This window comes from Cellvibrio sp. PSBB006 (assembly GCF_002162135.1).
Classification (GTDB): Bacteria; Pseudomonadota; Gammaproteobacteria; order Pseudomonadales; family Cellvibrionaceae; genus Cellvibrio.
This window is the reverse complement of sequence record NZ_CP021382.1, coordinates 4,672,306-4,696,280: the sequence shown is the minus strand read 5'-3', so window position 1 is coordinate 4,696,280 and position 23,975 is coordinate 4,672,306. Positions and strand designations below refer to the sequence as shown.

Annotated in this window: 7 protein-coding genes; all 7 read right to left on the bottom strand. The window is 51.9% G+C overall.

The window, feature by feature from the left end; translation table 11 throughout:
* Positions 1–2: 2 nt before the first annotated feature.
* The 7 genes from CBR65_RS19475 to CBR65_RS19445 all read right to left on the bottom strand — a co-directional run bounded on the left by CBR65_RS19475 (position 3) and on the right by CBR65_RS19445 (position 23,975).
* Entirely contained in the window at positions 3–15,386 is a 15,384-nt protein-coding gene (locus CBR65_RS19475) for a hemagglutinin repeat-containing protein (RefSeq protein WP_087468397.1), read from the bottom strand.
* A gap of 5 nt (positions 15,387–15,391) precedes the next feature.
* A complete protein-coding gene (locus tag CBR65_RS19470; RefSeq protein ID WP_087468396.1) occupies positions 15,392–17,107 on the bottom strand; it encodes a ShlB/FhaC/HecB family hemolysin secretion/activation protein in 1,716 nt (571 codons plus the stop codon).
* 376 nt (positions 17,108–17,483) lie between these two features.
* Positions 17,484–18,419, bottom strand: a complete 936-nt coding sequence (locus CBR65_RS19465; protein WP_087468395.1) for an alpha/beta hydrolase — start codon at positions 18,417–18,419, stop codon at positions 17,484–17,486.
* Positions 18,420–18,762: 343 nt separating this feature from the next.
* A complete protein-coding gene (locus tag CBR65_RS19460) occupies positions 18,763–21,477 on the bottom strand; it encodes a PAS domain S-box protein (RefSeq protein WP_087468394.1) in 2,715 nt (904 codons plus the stop codon).
* A gap of 156 nt (positions 21,478–21,633) precedes the next feature.
* Positions 21,634–22,224: a membrane integrity-associated transporter subunit PqiC gene (locus CBR65_RS19455; protein ID WP_087468393.1), complete on the bottom strand. Its 591-nt coding sequence runs from the start codon at positions 22,222–22,224 to the stop codon at positions 21,634–21,636.
* A gap of 3 nt (positions 22,225–22,227) precedes the next feature.
* On the bottom strand, positions 22,228–23,208 hold the full coding sequence (locus CBR65_RS19450) for an MlaD family protein (RefSeq protein WP_087468392.1): 981 nt from the start codon (positions 23,206–23,208) through the stop codon (positions 22,228–22,230).
* Positions 23,205–23,975 carry an ABC transporter ATP-binding protein gene (locus tag CBR65_RS19445; protein WP_087468391.1) on the bottom strand — a complete coding sequence of 257 codons (771 nt, stop codon included), beginning with the start codon at positions 23,973–23,975 and terminating at the stop codon, positions 23,205–23,207. The genes CBR65_RS19450 and CBR65_RS19445 overlap by 4 nt, the downstream gene beginning before the upstream one ends.

Here is a 23,975-nt window from a genome sequence, read left to right as displayed (position 1 = left end):
AATCACTCTATTACTTTTGGCTTATCAACAGGCGTCAGGATATCAGACGTTCTTTGCCCCGGCTGCCGTAGTATTTGTATCTGATTCCCTCCTCCCTCATAGACAACTCCATCAGCACCAACTTGTCTTCCAACAACACTTTCCTGAACACGAGTACCAGGCAGAATTTCATACTCCTGCATATGGGTAATATTTTCTTTAAATTCAAATTTAACAGCCAAATCGTCTCTTACCTGCTGCACAGAGATAATATTATTTCTCGTAGTAAAAGCACCCGGATTCTGGGAATTCCCTGTAACAGGGTTTATTTGATAACTTTCATCCAGTGCCATAAACACTCGGAGTCCTTGTGGGGCTGGATAAGTTTCTATCATATGGCCTGGGTGCTCTGGTGCTAAATAATACGGATCAATTTCTCCAGTTCTAGGATTTTTTGCTGGGTTTGCCAATAATCGACCAGGATCAGTAATGATTGTCGGTGAATCCACCTGCGTAGACAGCGTGATATTCTCGACATAATTTTCCGATTTTATGATTGTTGTTTGTCGTCCTTGGGACAGCAAATCAAAAACTTCATTATTAATTGTGGCAGGCGCAGCATCATCCAAATGCCTTAACGCACCCACTCGCCCCGCAGGCACCGCACCCAACACTTCCAAGCCCAAGGATAAATCACTGGCCGTTGTTTGACGTGCGGCGTTGTAGTAGTCGCCTTGGTATTGATCCAGTATGGCATTGGTCCGGGTTTGTTGGCGCTCATCATAGATTTCGCCGACATATCCCACGGGATCAAACAACATCCGCTGTGTGCCAAGGGATATAGCTTCCGCACCTTCCAGCGGGTTTTGTAGCAAGTAGGATATACCACCCGCTAAACCTGCCCCAACGTCCATCACACCCGCCATTTCACCGCCGAATTGGTCGACATTGTCTTTAAGGGTCATTGTCTGGCGGAAGTTCTGGTCGTAGAACTGCCCTTGCAACGAGAAAGTATTATTTAGATCGTCGCCGTTCAGCGTCCGGTTTTCGTAATGATAGCTGTGACTGTTTTGGTAGTCAGTCAAATAACCTTTTATGTCTTCCGCCGTGTAGTTGGAGGGCGGCATATCTTCCGGCAGCACGGGAATGTCAGACGTATAAGGATTCGGGCGGTATTCATCGCCCAGGCCGACCAACGCTTCAGCGAGGTAATCCAGTGCAACGGCGTCTTCCTCCCTGCCCGCTTGTGTCTGGGTGCGGTTCCAACTGGCGTCCACACGCCCGGCGAGTTCTTCTGCCATGCGGCGCTCGGCTTCTTCGGGCGTAATGCCTTCACGCTCTGCCATCACCGGCGCCATATCGCGGATGGCCGTCATTTCCTGTGTCATCAACTGGCGGTGTTCAACCTGCGCGCCACCAACCGTGTTAGCTCGTTGTGTTCCCTGTTGCACTGCATTGCTGTTAAGCAAGCTGTGATTGAAATTGCTGCCGCCGGTGCTGTCGAGATTACCACCTGCCGCTTGATCAACGCGGTCAGCAAATTGATTGCCGAAGGCATTGGCTTGCGCTTCTTGCACTGCGTTGTTCTGGCCACCGTTTTGCAAGGCTTGGGTTTCAATCACTTCATGGCCCAGCGTGTTCACCATGCTGGTTTTGCTGGCGTCACTGGCATCAATAAAAATATTGCCGTATTCGTTGTGACCCTGCTGGATCACCGTGCCGCCTTTGATATCGGTCAGGATGGTGTCTTGCAGCGATGTGCTGGTGGTATTGCCGGCATCGTAAAGGCTGATATCGCTGAGGCTTAAACCGAATTTGTTTTGTGCGAGGTGGCCGAGTTCGCTCATGGCTTGCGCGTATTGATCGCCTTCGCCACTCTTTAGCCCTTCCAGGATATGGGCGTTGTCCGGGTTGCGCAGCAGATCATTTTTAAGCTGCGTGGCTTGCGCGTTGTTGTGCAGGGTTTCCCAGAAATTCAGCAAGCCCAGTGCCTGATCATTGGAGAGTGTTTCCGATGCGCGGTAGATGTCTTCGCCGAATTCGTAGCTGTCGACAAAGTTATTTTTAATTTCTTTGCGACCTTCCTCACTCAACAACCGATGATCAATCGCCAGATCCACATTGCCTTCCTGACGCTCAACGCTCCACAAGTCTTTGGTGGTGTTGGTGGTATCGCGGTTCAGTGCAGTCAGTGGGGAATCGTTTGCTTTGCCTGCATCGGTCAATTCACCGTCTTGTTCCACCTGCACACCACCCACGGTGATATTGCCCGTGCCCAAGGTCGCCAGCGCTTTGCTCGCGTCGTATTGCGAGTTGTTGCTGTAGGTAATGTTGCTGGTGTTGGGGTCGAGTTCGCGGCCCTGGCTGTCGGTGGCGAGTTGTTGGTTTTGCGAAGCCTCGGTGGCAGTGGTGCCGCCCACATTCAGGCTGGTGCTGATGCCGCCGCTGGTCTGGTTGCTTTGGTGGGTATCGCGCAGATCAGTAAAACTGAGGCTGCCGGTATTGAGGTTCAGGTTGCCCAGGTCGTTGCCGTCGGCATCAACGGTGGCGATGGTGGCGGCGGTAATTTGGGTGTTGCCCGCAACGGTAATATCCGCCGTGCCGCCAGAGGTTAATGAGCTGCGCACAGTTTCGCGGGTGGTGCTCATGCCATTGCTGGCATTCATGCCGCCGTTAACGCCGGTTACGTCGCCACCGCTTGCGCTGAAGCCACCGCTGATACCCGCCGCATTATTCTTGGTACGGCTGCGGTTTTGCAGGGATTCCACATTCAGGTCGCCGCCGATGTCGGTGACCAGGGTGGAATCCGCATGGACGTTCCCGCCGCGAATGTTGGTGTCGCCGGTGGTGGTGAGCTGGATGTTGTCCGCCGTGAGCGAGCTGTTGTTGATGGTGGTGTGGGTTTCGCTGTTTTTGCTGCGGCTGAAATCCGCGTTCACGCTCACACCACCAGCCGCCGCGCCATAAGCGGTCATCTGCGCGCTGATATGACCCTGCTCGGTGTTGCTGTCAATTTCCTGCGTGTTTTTACTCGCGGTGATATTCAGTTCGCCGGTGTTGATGGCGAGCGTATCCTTCGCTTGTAAATGGCTGCCGCCGATGTTGGTGCTGGTGCCTTCTGCGCTCTCCTTGCCCACGCCAGTGTGAATGTTGATGTTGTTGCCGCTCACCGTGGACGCCACCGCCGTGGTTTCCTTGATGCTGGTGGTGGTTTTGCTGGCATCGATATCCAGTTGCACACCCGCATTGAAACCGTAAGTGGCCGTGCTTTGTGCAGCGGCGGCGGTTTGTTGTACCAGCGCGGTGGTTTTGGATGTGAGATTAACGGCGGCGAGCGCAATACCGGCAACGTACCATTCTTTATCGCCTTTCACGTCGTCCACCAGCTCGCGCAACTCCAGCACGTCTTCATAACTGACGCCGGGGGTTTTGTTGGCGTAGTCAGCTTCCAATGCGTTGAGGGTGTTTTGCAGGTTATCGAGATCTTTTTCGTATTTTTTGTAATCTTTTTTCGCTTGCTCAAGCTGGTCTTTGGCTTCATCCACGGCGATTAATGCCTTGGCAACTTCCACGGCCTGGTGCTGCACCACCACGCTCAGTTCCGCTTTGCCGTGAATTTCCTTGGTGTCGGAATCATAGGTGTCGGTGGCTTCCTTGATGGTGACGTTATTGCCTGCCGCCAGCGTCACATCGCCCTGCCCGACGTCGTTCACGTCGGCGGCAATGTGGGAACCTTCAATTAACATGTTTTCGGTTGAAGCCAGGTCGACGTTGCCGCCGCTGGTCACGCTGGAGCCGCGATGATCCACCGTTTGTGTTTTGGTATCGACTTCGTCGTAGGTGGCGTCGGCCAGTTTAATGGTTGCACGGCCATCCTCATTTTTGACGAGTTGGTCCGGGCGTGACAGCCCTTCTGCCAGATCACCAAAGCCGATGCTCATGTCTTTTTCGTAGCTGTAGCTTTCCGTGGTGGTGCGTGCGGCCAATACCTCCAGGTCACCGATATCGGTATTAATGTCCACGCCGGTTTCGCCGTGGATATCGGAACCGATGACTTTGGCACTGCCCGCGCTGATGTTCACATTACCACCAGCCGTGACGGTGCTGGCCTGTGCACCGGTTACGGATTCACCCGCGTTGCGTTCAGTAGAGGAATAAAAATCGCCGCCGCTGAAGAAGCCGGATTTTTTGCTCCAGCTTTCGCTTTGGCTGACAACTTCGCCGGCATTAATTAATAACTGGTCAACCGCTTCCAGATTAACATCGCCATCGGCAACCACATCGGCACCGACCAGTGACAAATTATTACCGGAGATCATCGTGGCATCGCCACCTTGTGCGGCGATCATGGCGGCGGCGAGTTTGGTGTCCTCCTGCACTTGCCCCGCTTCTTTGCCGGTTAAACCACCGAAGCCGGATTTGCTTTTGCTGTAGAAATCCAGTTCGTTGTAGGTCGCGCCGGTCACATTGATATCGTCATCCGCCGCGATAACGACATCATTACCAGCACGCACCACGCCGCCGACGATGTTTACGTTGCCGCTGGTTTCAGTGATTAAAGTATCGCCGGATTTGCGCGCATTAATTAATACATCGCCGCCCGCATCAATCACGCCGCCGACCACATTTTCTTTTAAGGTTTCGGTCACGGTGGTGGTGCTACGCCCAAACGATTTTTTCTTTTTCTCGTATTCGTAGTGGTATTCCGAATCATTCACCGCGACCAGATTGGTATCGCGTTCTGCATGGAGTGACACATCACCTTGTGCGGTGAGCGTGCTGCCGATCATGTTGATGTCTTGCCCGGCATTCATGCTCGCATCACCACCGGCAGCCAACGTGGTTTGAACGTGGGTAACGGTGTTCTTGATGCTGTCGTGGCGTTTGCGGTGGAACTCGCTGTCGAAGGTATCGGCCACGGCTTCGAGGTTGATGTCGCGTTCGGCGGTGAGGCCGATGTTGCCTTGCGCGGTTACGTCTGTGCCGAGCAGGTTCACATCGCGCCCGGCGTTCATGGTCATATCGCCGCCGGCGTCCAGGCTGCTGCCGACGTGTTCAACGCGGCTGCTCTGGTTGACTTTGCCGTTGTAATCCTTACCCACAAAGTGGCTTTCGTTCGCGGCGTTTTCCACCTGGATATCGCGCGCAGCATTCAGGGTCATGTCGTTGCCGCTGCGCAGGTTGCTCGCGGTGAGCAACACATCGCGGCCGGAGTCCAGCGTCATATCGCCACCGGCATTGATGCGCGGTGCGGTGCCGACGGTGACGCGGGTGGTGTGGCCGTAGGGGTTATCGGTGGTGATGGCGGCGCGGTTGCTGATGTCGCCTTCGCGGGTAATTAAGGACAGGTCGCGACCGGATTCAATACTGCCGACTCGCTCGCCGGTTTTTTCAGTCACAACGGTGTTGATGATGTCGCGTTGTGCAATGGCGACCAGATCGCGGTTCGCGCTTAATGAGCCGCTGTTGGTGAGGCTGCCGGTGTCGGACTTCAAAAACAAATCGCCGCCGTTGATGCGGCTGTCGTTGTTGATATCGCCGCGTGAAATCAATTGCACGGTACCGGCACGGCCCGAGGCGATGTTGCCGCTGTTACCGACCTTGTCGCGAGTGTTGGTGATGCTGCCCGCTTCCAGTAACACAAAATTGTCGGCGCTGATGGTGCCGGTATTTTGCAGCGCTTGTTGGGTGCGCAGGGTTAAATCGTGCTGGCCAATCAGTCGCCCGGTGTTCGTCACGCCATTGTCCGCCGAGAGCGACACATTCTGGCCGGTCATCAGCGCGCCTTTGTTATCCAGGTCACCGGCGCGTGCGGCGCTGGCGTAATACACCGGCGCGAGCACTTTTTCACCGTTCACGTCCTGCTCAACCAGCCACACAATATCGTGGGTAAGTTGTGCCACCTGTTCCGCACTTAACGCGATGCCGACGCTGAGTTCCAGCGCTTCATTCGCGGCGATGGCGTTGTCCATTAAATACTGGAATTGTTCAGTGTCGCTGGTAAAGGCGAGGCCGGTGTTTTGATCGGTGAGGTAACGTTGGCCGAATAAATTAAACAAGCCTTCGCGCAGCAAACGGGTTTCGTAAAACGCATCGCCTAAACGGCGTTGCAATTCCGCCGGGTCGTAACCCAGGCGATCCAGTAAATAATCGGTGCCGATAAAGTTTAAGTAATCGGTGAGAATCGGATTGGTTTCCACCAAGTATTGGCTTTGCGGTGTGGTGTTCACCACGAACATGCCGTTGTTGGTGGGCAGTTGCAGATTTTGTGTCGGGTTGTAGGAAATCACGTCCGGCACGGTGGTGCCGTTGCCGTTATTGACGGGCGGTGTTATCGGGTTAACCACCGGTTGCGCATCCGGGTCGAGCGGATCGGTGCCGGGGTTTTGCGTGTCCACCGGTGTTGCGCCGTTGTTGTCGACTACTGCAACAGGCGGTGCATCGGTGTTGTTGTTTTCCAATGCAACCGGCGTGTTGTTGCTGGTGGCGTTTTCTACTGTCGTATTGCCGCCGCTGACATTGGTGCCGCCGGTTTGGCTGGTGACATTGTCAACGCCGACGCGGGTGCCGTCGATTTGTGCGGTAGTGGTATTGCTGTTGACTTGTTCTACCGTATTCAGTGAACGATCAACAGTGTTGGCTCCTGTGTTGCTGTTGATATCTCTTTCGGTGCTGGTGCCGAATTGTTGGGTTGTGGCGTTAACATTTATGGCTTCGCCGACATTGACAGTGCGTTGATCGATAGTGGTAAGGCTGCTGCCGCTGGCGTTGGTGCTGGTGTTTTGTAAGGTGTTGTTGGCGGCGTTGTTGATGTTGCTGTGGTCGGCTAATACGAACTGATTTCGTGTTTCCGACACAGCGCCGTCAATTGCACGGTGCAAGTTGACGTTCTCCAAGGTACCGGAGAAATTACCCGTCAGATTACCGCCAGCCTGGATGGTTGATGGAATAGTGTCAAAACTGTCAAGCCAGATTTCATCGGGGAAAAAGAAGCCCAAATCCACAAAATAAGGCATCAAGTTGTCGGGCGGAATCCAGGTGCTATCATTTGGGTTAGGTAGCTGATTAGGATGCTGGACCCAGTTACAAACATCGTAATATTCCCCACACTCAGATCCACCTAGAGGACCTCTTATGTAGCTGTTAAATGCTTGCTCATAGGTGGGATCACCAATCAGCGGGTCATTAAGAAGTATTTTCTCTCCCTCTTTAAATAAAAATTGATTCCCATCGTAATATAGTAAATCAAGAAAATGATCCGGTGATGAAGCAACATCAGAACGTTGATAAGAGTTGTATTCGATAATTGCATACAACATTCCTTCAAGGAACTCTCCACTAAAACTCCTCACATTACAGTAGCCAGAGTCGTAACAATAAATGTAGCTCCCACCTAATAATTCGTAATACTCTTCACGCGTTTCATTTCCATAGACATATGCAATATTTTCAAGACTTCCGCCCTCCATATCCACGTCACCATCTGCCGCAATCAAACTGATGTGATTGCGAATCAGATTAGCATTCAATGTCATATTGCCACCGGCGAGAATCGACGCCACACCCGAGTCTGTCAGCATATTGCCATTAGCATCTACCGTGTATTCCGCGCGGCGGTTTTCGAGCAGGTTGGTGTAGATACCGACATTGCCCCCATAGGATTCAATGATGCCGGATTCATTTAGCACCTGCGTGTTTCTGGCCAGTGCGGCATTGCGTGCGATGGTGATGTTGTTCAGCGCAAAAATATTGGCTTGGGTGTAGTTGTTCACTTGCCCGGTGACATACAAACTCAAATCGTTCGCGGCAAACAACAAGCTATTGTTATTCAGGTTGCCGCCGATTGTCGCGGTGAAATTATTGCCTGCTGCAATAGCCCCGCTGTTGTTATTGAGTGTTTGTGCAACAAGATTAAGATTCTGACCAGACGATAACCGCCCGGCGTTGGTCACGGTGCCGGTGAAATTTAAGTCCAGTAAATTACCAGCGCTGATGATGGCATTCGCTTGGTTGGTGAGGTTAATACCGCTTAAGCCCAGGTTGCCCAAGGTGGATAAGGTTCCCTGATTGGTGATACTGCCGTTGGTGTTCAGGGTGAGGTCGCCGTTGGTGATTAACTGGTTGCCTACACCATTCACTAAATTGCCCTGGGTGTTAATTACCAGCGAGCCGGCGGCATTCAACAATCCACCGTCTAATGTAAAGCTGGGCAGGTTCAGTGTCAGGATTTGTTGGGATTGTATGCTGCCGCCGGTGTTGGCGAGTGTGTCGGTGTCAATCGTGACATTACCTTCGCTGAACATATCACCGTTATTGTTGGTGAGGCTGTCGGCGGTAACTTCCAGGCTGTTGGTGCCGCTGGCGTAAATGGTTCCACCCGTGTTGTTGATGGTGCTGCCGTCGAGCGTGATGTGCGGTGCGTTAATATTGCCGACAACACCGTTGAACATATTGTTGAGCAGTTGGGTAAAGTTATTTACTAGCAGACGATCTTCGCCCACCAGATTGCCACCGCTGTTATCGATGGTGGTCGCACTAACGGTTAATTCGCCGTCGCCGACGTGGGCAATCGTACCGGCGCGATTGTCAATCTGATTACCCGCGCTGACAGTGCTGCTGCCGGTTAGCGCGATCTCACCAGTTTGATTGTTGATCGTGCCACTGGCATTGACGGTGGACGTGCCGCTGTTACTGATGATTTTTGCTGCATTACTGTTAACAATATTGCCCGCAGCGACATTGATATTGATTGCTTGTGTCGCGCCGATCTGGCTGGCGTTATTGGTGATGCCGGTTTGGGCATTGAGTGTCAGTGTATTTTCTGCAACCAGTGCGGCGGTGTTGCTGTTAGCGAGGCTGTTCACTTGCACATCCAGAGAACCCAGGCTGACGATTTGTCCGGCGTTATTGGTTAATCCGCCGCTGGTGTCTATGCGCAACACGCCCAGGCCCGCGTGCGTAATAGCCTTGGTATTGTTAATGCTTTGCGCGTTGATGGTCGCATTAAGCGCATTGGTTTGAATAATGCCGCTGTTGGTCAGGGTGCCGGTAGTGTCGATCGATAAACTGTCTGCAGCATTACCCAATGCAGACAAAATTCCGCGCTCGCTGCCGTTGGATTGTTGGTTGGTAATTTGTGCTAATTGCAACGCAAGCGTATTGGCTTCAATGATGCCGTCGGTATTGTCCAGGTTGCCGCCGTTAAGGGTGATAGTGTCGGCATAGATATCGCCTTGCGCGTTATTGATGACCGGGCTATCCAGCGCGATAGTCGCTACACTTTCCAGCAACCCGTTCTCGTTATTGATTTCGTCGGCGGCGTTAATAGTGAATGTGCCATTGCCTGCGTGGGTGATGCGACCGTTCTGGTTGGTTAAACTGCCCAGCGTAAACACCATATTCTGCGCATTGGTTTCAATAATGCCGTCGGTATTGTTCAGGGAGTTAATGACCGTCCAGGTCATGTTGTCGGTACCGGCGCTGACGACGTAACCATCGGCATTGGTAAAGCGGTTCGCTTGCAGATTAATGGCAGCACTGGAGTCGAGCGTACCTTGATTGTTGTTAAACGTATTTTGAGTATTGATAACGAGTGCATCAACCGCAGCGATGACACCGCTGTTAGTAACGCCGCTGGCGGTAAGATTGATTTGGCCGCTGGATTCCAGAAGGTTGCTGTTAATCACATCAGTCACGTCGAGGCGCAACACGCCAAGACCTACGTGATTAATCGCGTTGCTGTTCGTCAGTTGCCCGGCGCCGATGTAGGCGGATTCTGCGCGGGTCTGAATCACACCGGCGTTATTCAGATTACCGGCAACGTTTAGCCACAAATCATCTGCATTTGTGCCTAATGCGGTGATTAATCCCACCAAATTATTGGTAGTGCCAAGGTTATTGGTCAGGTCGCCGCTGAGTTGCATGCGCAGACGATCTGCGTCGATGGTGCCGCCGCTGTTGTCGACGGATTGGCCGGTAACCTCAATCTGTTGCGCGGCAATAGTAGCTTCGCGGTTGTCCAAGACGTTCGCGTTAATCACGAGTTCGCTATTGCTGGTGATGCTGGCGCTGTTGTTGGTGACTTCCGTGGTATTAATGTCCAACTGGCCGGTACCTGCATGTTTGATCGCGGCGGCATTGGTGTTTTGCAGTTGGTCGGCGGTAATGGAAAAGTTATTGGCATTGGTTTGAATAACGCCGCCGTTATTGTTGAGCGTGCCACTCAGGTTGATGAGGTTATCGGTTGTGCCTGCGCCGGTGATGTAGCCGGTATTGGTTAATGTGGTACCGGACAGATTAAATGCACCCGCTGCATCCAGGTCGCCGCTATTGGTCAGCGCCTGTATGAAATCAATATCCAGATTTCCGGCAGCAGTGATGATGCCGGTATTATTGATATTGCCAGCGAATAATGCTTGCGAGCCGTTGCTGTCGATGCGTTGCTGGTTAATCAAATCGTTTTGTACATCGAGACGCAGCACGCCAAAACCGGCGTGAAGCAAGCGGCCGGTGTTGGTGAAATTACCGAGGGTCAAAGTAGCGCTGTCGGCATTGGTTTGCAGGGTGCCACTGTTTTGCAGCGTGCCGTCAACATTAATGATCAAGCTATCGGCGGCGGTGCCCAAGGCGCTGATGCTGGCCGTTGCGGTATCGGAAATATTATCCAGATTGCCGCTTAACTGAATTTGCAATTGATCGGCATCAATCGTTCCATCGCGGTTATTCAAATCTGCACCGGAGATATCCACGGTAGCAGCGCTAATGTTGCCCACACGGTTAACCGTTTGTTGTGCGGCCAGAACAAGTTGATTATTGCTGACAAGGGAACCGGTGGTGTTATCAACTGAGGTTGCGGTGATATCCAGCGCGTTTGCTCCGGCATGCAAAATTTGCCCGCCGTTGTTGTTGAGTTGACCGGCAGCAATGATGAATTGATCTGCATTGGCTTGAATAATGCCGTCGGTATTTTCCAAGGTGTCGGTAATGTCGATACGGCTGTTGGCCGTTCCAGCGGCGGTAATAGTGCCGTTGCTGTTATCCAGATTCGTGGCGGTGAGATTGATGGCAGCGCCGCTGTCCAGCGTGTTGCTGTTGGTGATGGTTGTTGCGGTGACATCGAGCGTGTCGCTGGTGGCAATCAGGTTAGTGTTTGTCAGCGCGCCCGTGGTAGCGAGCAGGTTGCCGTTGCTTTCCATTACGCCGTTATTTAACCAATTTTGTTGTACATCCAACCGCAAAACACCAAAACCGGCATGAAGCACCTGACCGCTGTTGGTGAAGTTGCCTGCGTTAATGGTGGCTTGTTGGGCGTTGGTGCCGATGTAGCCGCCGTTATCCAGCAAACCGCCAACTGTTAACAGCAACGCATTATTGTCGGTGCCCAGTGCAATAAGTTGGCCGTTGTTGTTATTCAATACATCGCCGGTCACATTGATTGTCAACTGGTCGGCGTCGATAACACCGCTGCTATTATCGAGTTGGTCGCCGGTGAGTGTAATGGCTTGCGCACCCAGGTTTCCGGATTGATTATTAATGTCCGCCACGTTGACAGCCAGTGTATTGTTACTGGCGATTTGCCCGCTGTTGTTGGCCAGGTTTGTTGCGGTGATTTGTAAGGTGTTATTGCCCGCGTGCAACAGTTTTCCGTTATCGTTGTTGCGCAGCTCCTCAGCGGTAATGGAAAGATTGTTCGCATTGGTTTGCAGCGTGCCGCCGGTGTTGTCCAATATGTTAGTGACGTTGATGTTGCTATCTGTGATGCCGGTTGCGAGGACCAGTCCAGCACGGTTATCCAGATCTGCTGCGGTTATTTGAACACGCCCTTGGCTGTCCAGCGTACCGCTGCGGTTATCCAGCAATCCGGTAACGCCGATATCCAGATCACCGCTGCTGGCCAACAAATAGTGGTTGCGCACACTGTCAGCGCGCAGCACCAGATTGCCGTTACTTTCAATACGGTTTTCATTGACTAATGCTTGTTGCACATCCAGACGTAACACGCCGCTGCCTGCATGAACAACGCGACCGGTATTGGTAAGGTTTTGTGCGGTGATTTGTGCGGAAACCGCGTTGGTGCCGAGCGTACCGGCGTTGCGCAGCAGGCCGTTAATGGCTAGTGCGAGACTGTTGTTTGCTGTGCTTTGTGCAACCAGATAGGCGTTGCCATCGTTGAGTAAATTACCGGTGAGTCTAATGTCTACTGTCTCACCATCAATGACACCGTCGTCGTTGTCCAGGCTGGTACCGTCGATGGCGATGGTGTTTGCGGATAAAGTACCGGCACGATTATTGATGGTTGCATCGTTGATGGCGAGATTGGCGTTGCTGATTATCTCGCCGGTTTGGTTTGTCAGATCAGCGGCGGTAATTTGTAAAGCGTTCGCACCCGCGTGCAGGATTTTTCCGTCGGTATTATCAATATCAGTGGCGTTTATGTTGAGTGTGTTGGCATTGGTTTGAATGGTGCCGCTGTTGTTATCCAATGTGGTGGTTTGGATAGTGGTGTCATCACTACCGGAACTCAGCACAATACCTTGTTGGTTTGTTAATACCTCGGCGGTCATTTGTAAACCTGCGGCACTTTCGATACGCCCGCTGGTGTTGTTCACGGTCCCGGTGACCGTTAAGAACAAACCATTCAGACTGCTGATTAAACCGCTGTTGTTTGTAAGCTGGTCTGCCGTTACCGCCAACACACCATTACCGATAAGTTTTCCTTCGGTATTGTTAAATGCTGCGCTGAATAATTCAAAACGGCCGGTGCCGAGATGTTGAATGCGGCCCTGAGTGTTGTTCAGGTTGGCCAGCGCCAGGCTGTTATTGGTTGCAGCGGACTGAATTAAACCGCCGGTGTTATCCAGTTCGCCGGTTACCGCTAATGCGAGGCTGTTGTCCTGATTGCCCGTTGCTAATAATTGCCCTGCGTTGCCCTCGCTGCCGATGCGATTACTGAGTTCGCCTTCCACGGTTAAGGTCAGTTGATTCGCTTCCAGCGTGCCGCCGTTGTTGTTAATGTTTGTAGCATTGGCATTCAGGGTTTGGGTATAAATATCCCCGCGCTGGTTGTCGATGTGATCAGCGGTGATGTCAATGCGATTGTTGCTGATGATTTGCCCGTCTTGATTTGCCAGTGTGTCCGTGGTGGTGATGGCTAGTGTGTCATTGCCGAAGTGTGCGATAACACCTGATGCGTTATTGACAGACTCTGCGGTGAGCGTGGTGTTATTGGCATTGGATTTGATGGAGCCTTCGGTATTGTCCAGCGTTTCTGTTACGGCAATCTCGCTGTCCGCTGTTCCGGTTATGCGAATATCGCCTTGCTGGTTATCGAGTGTTTGTGCTTGCAGTTGCAGGTTCTCTGTTTGCAATAATCCGTCGCGGTTATTGAACAGACCGGTCGCTGTCACCGTCAGGTCCGCTGCAAATATTTCACCAGCATTGTTATTCAGCGTATTGCTGGTAATCGCCATAACGGCATCGCTGGAGAGCTGGCCGCGCAGGTTGGTGATGCTGTTGGTGATCGCCAGATCCAGGCGATCTTTGCCGTATAGAATACCGTCGTCATTGAACAGGTTATCGGCGGTAACAAATAAACTGCCTTCACTACCGAATTGGCCTGCACGGTTGTCGAAATCGCCGGTAATATTTAATTCAAATACACCGGTGCCGCTGTGAAATAAATAACCGTTACGGTTATCCAGGCCGCCGAGGTTTAACACCAGATCCGCATCGTCACGGATATAAGAGCCGTTCTGGTTATTGAAGATGCCTTGCAAATTGAGCGACGCATCGGATGAATTGATGCTGCCACCAGCATTGGTCAATGTGCCCTCGCCTTCAATCAACACACCGCCGCCGGCACTGATATTGCCGCTGGCGTTATTCAGTTCTTGCGCAATCGCAACATGAATATCTGCACCGGCGGAGAGCAATCCGGCGGTGTTATTGAATTGGCCAAAATCGCCGGTAAGATTTTGTGAACCGGAAAACAGCGCGCCGTTGGTGTTATCAAAATACCCCGATGCTGTCACGGTGAGATCCCCACCCGCCGCGATGATGGCGTTCTGGTTGGTGACGGTAACCGCGCGTAACAATAAATCCTTGTCCGCCTGAATTAATGCATCCGGTTTATTCAGCAAACGGTTAACCACAATATTAGCGTCGCCGGTGGATAAGACTTCACCGCTATTAATCCAACTGTTTTGCGCAATGGCGAGCAGCAAACCGTCTTTCAGGTAATTGCCGTTATTGTCGAAGCCGGTGAGCAATTGCGCATCGGTCACGATATCCAGTGCACGTAAATCAATTTCGCTGGTGCCGGCAAGGATATCGCCGCTGATGCTCAAGGTTTTGCCCGCAGTGGCATCAATGATATTGGCGTGGACATTACCTTGCAGCGTTACATCGCCGTTAAAACTGGAAATCGCAATGCGCTCTTTGGCGGTGGCTTTGTTGATGACGATATTGCCGTCGGCAGTTAGTACCATGTCGCCGGTCGCGGCGGCCATATCACCTGCAACACGCACCCCCACACCGCTTTCGGTTCCCATCATGGTGATGGCATTGACATACATACCGCCCAAGGCTGCCACATCCAGTGCAAACTCTGGTGAATCGCTACCGTCATTCTCCAACGCCGTCGGGCGGCTCGTCGCATAATCCACGCGGTTTTTACCGAGCGCCATCATCATTTTTTGCGCGTGCAATTGCGCATTGATGTGTGCAGAGCGCGCGATGATATCCAGGTGTTTTACATTAACTGCATTGAGGCCCATGCCTTGCACAATAAAATTGCCGTTATCGACATTGATGGAACGCAGCTGGCCGTTGGCCATCTCTGGCTTACCGGCGGCGAGGGTTACGCGGGGAATATTGATAAAGCCGCAGCCATCGCAGGTAATGCCGTAGGGGTTGGCGAGCACATAATCGGCGGTTTGCCCGGCAATTTCGGTATAACCCAACAATTGCGAGCGGTTCGCGCCGGTGACTTCATTTAAAATTAATCGCGCACTGGCATCGGTAAGGTTAGCGTTACCGGCAATGTGGCCACCGAGTTGAGTATTGGTGATAGTGCGGCTGTTGTTAAGGATCACGCCGTCTTTGCTGACATTAAACTCAGAAAACAAATTGTGCGAAACGCCTTTGTCGTTAGGCCGCGCGATATTGACGATGTCGACACCGTTGGCTGCCCTGTCCAGAGTCGGGCGCTGGCTTACGGAAACGGTTTTATCGACCGCGATGGTATCCGCTACGCTGATCAGTGGTTGAAAGGTCAACAAACCAGCGCAGCAATAGGCGGTTAATGTCTGCCACAATTTTTTTGTCTCACGTCCCATGTTGTCCATCTCTTTAACTGTCGTTGCCGTTTGCTTGAAAGTGCTGTGTGGTGATGGTGTTTTCTGTTTCATCGTTATCACCAACTCTTTGAAAAGGTTAACGAGAAATCGAGGATATTTTTGTCCGACACCAGGTAATCCGGGTGATCAATCGGCTCTGCGTAATTCACCTGCGCGGAGACATTGGCGCCGGACAAACGCAAGCCAATGGCCCAACCGGTCAGGGATTCATTGCGCAAGCCGTTGTCGATCACGCCGGTATCGATACCGATATAAGGTTCTGTGCGGAAACGCGGCGCGCGCGGGAAGGGATAGGCAGGTAATGAGATTTCATTGCGCCAGTAAATGCCGGTATCGCCGGACAAGCCGTCTTCTTTAAAACCGCGCACGGTGTATTGGCTGCCGATGGAAAAGGATTCGCTGGAAAATAATAAATCGTCGCTGTATTGGCCGTGCAATTCGGTTCGCCATTGCCACACGTTGCCCAAGGCTTGCACAGCGCCGAGCAGGGTTACATCGAGTAAATATTTTTCAAAATCTTCCGGTGGTGCGTCCGGCGCATCTTGTGCGGCTTCGCTGTGGAATTCGGCTTTTAATCCGCGCGCGTAACCGGCGGACATAATCAGAGTGGTATTGCCGGGCAAATACATTTCACGACTGAGGTCCAGCCCCAGCACTGTGTCGTCGCGGCTGCTGGTGAGTAGCAACACATCGTCAATATAGTTTTCGCCGGCTTGTTCTTTGATGTGTAGCGACGCGATGGTTTTGCTGGTCTGGTTGCGGTTCAGCAAGCGGTCGATGGAGATTTGTAATACGTCACTGGTGCCGCGTGTTTCAAAGGTGGTGGCACTGCCGGTAACCAGGTTCGCGTATTCAAATTGACTGGCATCTATCGCAAAGTTCCAATAACCGAACGGCAATGAATAATGCAGCGAGGTGCTTTCACTTTTTTTACCCTCGCCTTCATCGCGCGCGTTAGTGGAATGGTTCAGGTAAATAAAGTCGTTGATGCCAAGCGGGTTGTCCCAACCACCGCCAGCGCTGACTTTATAAACACCGGTGGATTCCTGGCCGCTGTTGTTGTAGCCGATATTGATACTGACTGGTTCGGATTTGCGATATTGGATAACCACTTCACTGGCGCCCAGCTCCGAGCCCGGTACAAATTGAATGGTGGCATTGGCCGAGCGCAGGCGGTTAAGTTGATCCAGCCCTTGTTCGATTTCACGCAGGTTAAGCGGTTTGCCGATCAATCCCGGAAACGCGGTGGCCAACAAACGCTTGGGTCCGCCTTCCAGGCGAATCGATTCAATGTAGCCTTCCACCACGCTGATGCGCAGATCGCCGCTGGCGAGGTTTTGTTGGGGAATATAAGCGCGGCTGGTGACGTAACCGGCGTCAATGTATTGCTGCGTAATGCGGCTGACGATGTTATTGATCTGCGCAATGCCGATGCATTGGCCGAGTTGATCTTTGTAGGTGTTGTTCAGTGTTTTGTCCGACAACAGGCTGGCGCCGTCGATAATGACCTTGTTGATGGTAAAACAGGGGCCGTCGTCCGCGCTGATGTCTTGCTGCGGGGCTTCTTCCGTTTCCAGTTGGGTGTGGGTGCGTTGGGATTCCTGTAAGCGGCGGCGCTCGTCGGCACGGCGCTGCTCTTCCAACTCAATCGCCCGCCGGATTTCGGCAAGGGCTTCCTGATTGGTTTGCGCCTGGGCGACGGTCGCCAGGCTGAGTGCGGTGATAACAAGACAAAAGAATACAACGTATTGAACAAACAAGCGTACCTGCATGGGTCGAGTCCCTGGTAGAGCGTGGTGGTGAAATTGCCCGATAAGTCCGGGCTAAATAAAGGCGCCAGTGTAATGGCGCACAAATGATCAAACAATAACCAGCCGGATGGGTTTTTGTGATGTACATCACACAAGGATTAAAGGTTATAAAGCATGACAAAATTGTGGAAATTGGTTGTTGAAGGGGCTTTACACGGGCTGACAGGTGTGGGAGAAATTTTGCGTATCGAAGGATTAAAGACGTCCAAAACGTAGGTCGGATTAGCGAAGCGTAATCCGACAAACATCCAGATCATTTACGACAATATTTGGGCCTGGTGTCGGATTACGCTGCGCTAATCCGACCTACGGGTTTAGCTTCGCCGGTTACGATAGTTTAGGGTTTCAAAAACCCGTTCACATCGAGCCAGTGCATAAACGCATCAAACCATTTGTTGCTGGTGCGATCGGGGTTGCCCAAACCGAAGCCGTGGCCGCCGTTTTGATACAGGTGAAATTCCACCGGGATCTTTGCGTCGTACCAGGATTTTATTAATCCGAATTCACCGTGAAACAGGAAGTCGTCGACGGCGATAGCGGCAAACATTGGTGGCGCATCTTTGGGAACATCAACAGCGTTCATGCCGCCATAAATCGGGGCGATAAACGCCAGGTCTACTTTTTTCGATTGCAGTGTTGTTGCCATGGTCAGTCCTGCTCCCGCAGAGAAACCCATCATACCGATTTTTTTCATATCCACATTCCATTCATCGGCGCGGCTTTTTATTAATGCGTAGGCTGCTTCCACATCGGCAAGTTGGTCACTCAAATCGCCGCCAGGTCTTCTTGGGCGCTCGGCTTTCTTATCGCTCGACATGTTTTCTGCTTCGGCAAAGCGTTGCTTCATTTGTGTTTCAAACGCGTCAAGTGTTCCGGCTGTCGGTTGAAGTCGGTACTTCAACACGAATGCATTAATGCCGCGCGCTGCGAGTGCCTCTGCAACTTCCCAACCTTCGTTGCCCATTGAAAGCCACATAAACCCGCCACCCGGTGCGACGATCACACTGGTGCCGTTTGCTTTTTTGGGGTCAGCGAGAAATGGCGTAAGCGTTGCTTTGGATATATTTCTCGCCATGGGGTCGCCCCACTGACGAAACCAGGATTCCTCTGCGGGTTGATCTTTCACACCACCAGTGCCCAGCGGTATAGCCCCTTTTTCTTCAGGCGCCTCTATGGGATACATTTTTCCGTCTTGCGCAAAACTTGCCGTGCTGTTTAGCCAAATAAAACTTAACACCAATAGTTTTAAAACAATGCTTAACTGCCGTTGCATAACCTTATCTCCTAATAATATTTAACGGTTTTGTTACCAAAACCTTGCGGGGTGTTGCTGATGGAAAAATTCAGGTGCTGGAAATTTATTTGGCTATTTATACGTCAGTCATCCTGGAAAACTGACTTAATTAATTTATGGATAATTTTCTTTTCTTATATGAAAAATTGCTTGCCAAAAAACGAGGCTTTTTAGCTTTTTATGTAAAGCGGGAAGCCGAGCAGAGAAGGTATATTATATTACAAGTATAAATCAAGACTGAAAAAGCGAAGGGGCAGCACTCATTACGCAGAAGCAGTCGGGGTGCCGGAGTGGAGGTAAACGCTTGTCGGATTACGCTGCGCTAATCCGACCTACGGATACGGGATTGAAAACGGGTCAGGACAGTTTGGATGTCGTCGAAGCTGGTGGGTTTGGTGAGGTGTTCGGCGAAGCCAGCGGCCGCCGTTTTTTCGCGATCTTCCTTGCCGCCCCAACCGGTGAGCGCGATCAAGTGAACGTCATGTAATTCGGGGATGCCTTGCAAGGTTTCCGCGAGTTGGTAACCATCCATACCCGGCAATCCGAGGTCGAGAAATGCAATGTGCGGTAAAAATTCGCGCGCTTTGTTAACCGCTTCAAGTCCTTCATGGGCTATACGGGTGTCGTGCCCGATTAATGTCAGCAGTGATGACAGTGATTCTGCCGCGTCGGTATTGTCATCCACCAACAGGATGCGCAATTGTTGCGGAACTGGCGCTGCTTTTTCATCGACAACATCCTGTGGTGCATCCAGGGAATTGGTCGGAGCCAATGGCAGGCGAATTAAAAACGTGCTGCCCAGTCCGGGGCCGGCGCTTTGAGCGGAAACCTGTCCGCCGTGCAATTCAATAATTTGCCGCACCAGGGATAACCCAATGCCCAATCCACCGTGAGATTGCGTCAGGCTGCGCCCCACTTGGGAAAACATTTCAAATACCGATGCAATAGCGTCTTCACTTAAGCCGATGCCGTTGTCTTTTACGGCGATAAATAAATCCAGACCATCGTCCCAGGATGACAAACGAATATCGCCGCCGGGCGGTGTGTATTTCGCCGCGTTGTTTAATAAATTACTGAGCACTTGTGCGAGACGTGCGGCATCCGCGTTGAGCAGAATTGCCTCGTTGTGAATTTCCAGCGTAAATTGATGATTGCATGCGTCGATTAATGGTGTGCAGGTTTCTACCGCGCTGATCACAACTGCACCCAGGCTAAGGCATTCCGTTTTCAATTCAATCTTGCCGCTGTTTATGCGGGCTATGTCGAGCAGGTCATCCACCAGGCGTACCATTTGATTAAGCTGGCGCTCCATCATGCTGCGCACTTTAGTGATGGTTTCCGGTTTGTCGTTGGATAATTTTAGTAACTGCACACCATTTTTTAATGGGGCAAGCGGGTTGCGCAATTCGTGAGCCAGGGTGGCGAGGAATTCTGATTTGCGGCGGTTCGATTCCATTAAATGATTAGCGTGATTACGCAAGGCCTCTTCAGCGAGTTTGCGCGCCGTGATATCGGAAAAAATCAATGACACACGATTGCTTTCACGACCGCCCTGTCGACTGGCGTAAACATCAAAGGTACGGCCCATGGCCTGGGAGTGCATTTGAAAACGCAGGGGCGCGCCGGTTTGCGCAACGCGGGCGTAGGTTTCAATCCAGCTGGTTTCGAGATCCGGCACCATGGCGCGCGCCGTCTTGCCGATGGGATTAACCAGGCCCGTTTGTTTCTCAAAAGCTTGATTCACCTCAATGAAACGATAGTCGTGCGCGCGATGATTCTGGTCGTACAAAATTTCCAATAAACAAAAACCTTCATCCATCAACTCAATCAACGCGCTGTAACGTTGATTGCTGAGCTCCAATTCACTTTCAGCCTGCGCCTGACTGGTAATGTCCACCACGACACCGGGGAAGGCCACGGCGAGGCCATTGCTGTCGTACTGCGCGCGACCGCGGGCAATGACCGTGCGATAGTTGCCGTCGGTCATACGCACACGATAACGCGCCTCAAATAAATGGCCCTCGGCGATGGCTTTTTTGCTGAGCGCTTTTACACGATCAATATCATCGGGATGGATAGACGCGTAATACTCCGCCAGGGTAGCGCTGTCCGCTTTTTCAGTGGGGATGGAAAACAATTGCACCAGGTTGCGGTCGGCAATGATCTGGTTGGTTTCCGCATCCCAGGTCCAGGTCGCGACCTCGGCGGCGGTTAACATGGATTCCAGGCGGGTGCGCATATCGCTGAAGGCGGCATCAAGACGACGGCGCTCGGTGATATCAATACCGACGATGGCAATAAAAATGGTGTGCCCATGATCATCGGTAACCGGGGTGATAGAGAGGTCGATAAAACGCTCGTTCTCCGGGTCCTGCGAATATTTTAATTCGCGTTTGAAACGCGTACCGGCCGCCGCTGCGAGGATTGCCTGTTTCACCACTTCCATGACCGGTGGCAAATGATCCCACAATCCCCAATCCCAAAATTTCCTGCCAATTATTTCACGATGCTCCAGCCCTGTTGCCTGCACGCTGTAGCGATTGGTTTCTATCACAGTGCCATCGAGCGTCGTCAACCAGGCGAACTGTGAACCCTGCTCAAAAAAAGCGCGAAACTTGGCGTTGGCATTAGCCGCCGTGCGCGCTTCCATCGCGCTACGCTCGGCGACGGCTTCGCGTTTAAAGGTGGTGATGTCTTTGAAACAAATGGTCAGGCCGCCGCCGTCCCTGGGGAAGCTGTTGACTTCAACCCACAGACTTTGCTGGACAAAATACGCGGAAAATTTGATAGCACTGTTGTTTTGCCCCGGCTTCGGGGTGTCCAACAAGGTACCGCGCAAATCGCGGAATACCTGCCAGAAATTATGGTTGATGACATGTTCGCGGGACATGGCCGTCAGTTTTTCAACGGCTGGATTCGCGTAAATAACGCTCCAGTCAGCGTCTGTCACCACAACGCCTTCGCTGATGTGCTCAAGGACGACGTGTAGGGTGTTGTCTACAGATTCAGGGGTAAGGCGAGAGGTCTGTGCATCCATTGGTTCGAGGCATCACGGGCAGAAAAAAGGCGCTGGCCAACCGTGGCAAGCGGTCATGGCGATAGCCTAGCAATGAATCGGGCAATTCGCCATGGCGTTGTTGGCAAAACTGCCGTGCGTTTGAGTGGGGTAAGTGAGATGTCGGATTACGCTGCGCTAATCCGACCTACGTTGGGTGTGTTGGGTTAAGGCTTGGTCCATGTCGGCGGAGAGCTCTGCTAATAATTGACTATAAGCCTGGGCCAGGGCGCGAGCACCGGAAGCGACCGGGATACGGCGAATAAAATGCCGGCGCAGCAGGCTGTTTCTTTCATTGACATCCACTAATTCCCAGGTGGCATTGATGTAGGCGTCGCTGCCGGTACGATGGAGACTGTGCAAGGCGAGGCGCAAACTGTAATCGGGTTTACTGTCGCGCCGCCAGGGAAAATTAACCATGCCACGATGAGGATCGCGCGCCGTCAGATTCAAACCGATGATGCGCGGAATGCCCTCGCGCAGCGGTTCAGCCCAGTAATCGTTGTCGGCAAGGACCAGACTGCCATCACTGGCTTCGTAAACCATGTGCAGGCGATTCAGGTATTCCGCTACCTCCACTGGACCGATACCGATCAACGTCGTGATCTCCGCTGTCTGCTCGCTTTGTTCAACCGGCGTTGCATTGAGCAAGTAAAAATTTTTGCGCGGTGAACTCTGGCACGCACCGAGCAGGCTGCAAATAAGTAACAGAATGAATGAATACCGCATAATCTATTCTTCCTCCGGCATGATGGATCGGCCGCGCAATAATGCCTCGGGTTGTTGTTCCAGTGTTTCACTCAAACTGCGAAAGGCTTGCGACGAACGGCTCATATCTTCAAGGGTTCTGGTCAGTTGATTAAGCAGGGGCGCATCTTCAGAAAACGCATGTTCAATGTTGGCCGCCGCCTGATCAAAACTTTGCATACTTTTATTCAATTCTTCCAGGCTGCCTTTAAGTGAAGCCAGCATGTCGGGCGTTTGGGTATTCAGTTCTTTAATCAACGCATTGAGTTCGGTCAGTGTCGTGTCCATCTTGTCACTCAGACGCGCCAGCTCTTTATCTGCGTTACCGGAGGTTTGTTCCAGGGAGGTCGCCAGCCGGTTAAAACTGCTGAGGGTTTCCGCCACCTGGCCATTAGCCACCATGTTGCTTACCTGTTCGGTCAGGTTATTCAGGTTGTGCACCAGCCCTTTTAAGTCCAGCTCTTGAAAGGTGCGAGAAATTTCCTCAAAGCTGGTACCGATGGTCGGTATTTCCTGATGCTCTTTCTGAATACCATAAAGCGTCAATTCACTATCGGGATAAAAATCCAGTTCGACATACAAAAGCCCGGTCAAAAAACTCTGGAAATTTAATTGCGCGCGCAGGCCGGACTGGATCGCCTCTTTCAGAAAATTTTCCTCCACATTGGCGCCGTCGGTGTTGATGCGTTTCATCACCAGGTCGGCAGTCACAGCGGTGTATACCGTTTTATTATCCCGCTCAAAATTGATACTGATATCGATAATTTCACCCAACACGACGCCTTTTAATTTAACCGGCGCACCCACCTGCAACCCTTGCACTGACCCTTCAAAGTACATCACCACGCGTTTTTTATCGGCAAAGAAGCGGCCACCGGAAAAAAATAACAGTGCGACAAATACCAACAAAATGGCACCGACAATAAACGCGCCTATGGCGAGAGAGCGGTTCTTTTTATGGCTCATGCGTTTTCCTCTGTCTGACTTTCCGCACGGTTCAGAAACTGGCGGACTTTATCCTGTTTGCTGTGTTCCGCCAGCTGTTTTGGGTCACCGCTGTCGAGCATGGTTTTGGCTTGTGCATCGAGAAAGACACAATTTGTGCCGATAGATAAAATACTGGGCAACTCATGTGAGACGATAACGACCGTGGAATCCAGAGCCTGGCATACCTGCACAATCAATTGATCGAGACGCAGGGAACTGATCGGGTCCAACCCCGCCGATGGTTCGTCAAAAAATAATAATTGCGGATCAAGGGCAATGGCACGGGCAAGTCCGGCGCGCTTGTGCATGCCACCGCTGATTTCCGCCGGATAAAAATCTTCAAAACCACCGAGCCCCACCAGCGCCAGTTTATAGGCGACGGCTTCGGCAATTTGCTTTTCCGTTAAATCCGTATAGAGCTGCATGGGCAGCGCCACATTTTCTTCCAGCGTCATACTGGAAAACAGCGCGCCGGTTTGAAATGTAATGCCCCAGTTTTTCAGTAACTCCAACTGGGTTTCCTCGTCGGAACGGTAAAAATTAACGCCTTGGTATAGCACTTCACCATGAGAGGGTTCGATCAAACCGATCATGTGTTTGAGCAGTGTCGTCTTGCCACACCCGCTGCCACCGATGATAAAAAAGATATCGTTCTTGCGCACTTCAAACTGTAAATGTTCCTGCACAACCCGGCGGCCGTAACCGATGGTGAGATCGCGCACTTCTATAAAGGCTTGCTGCGCCAT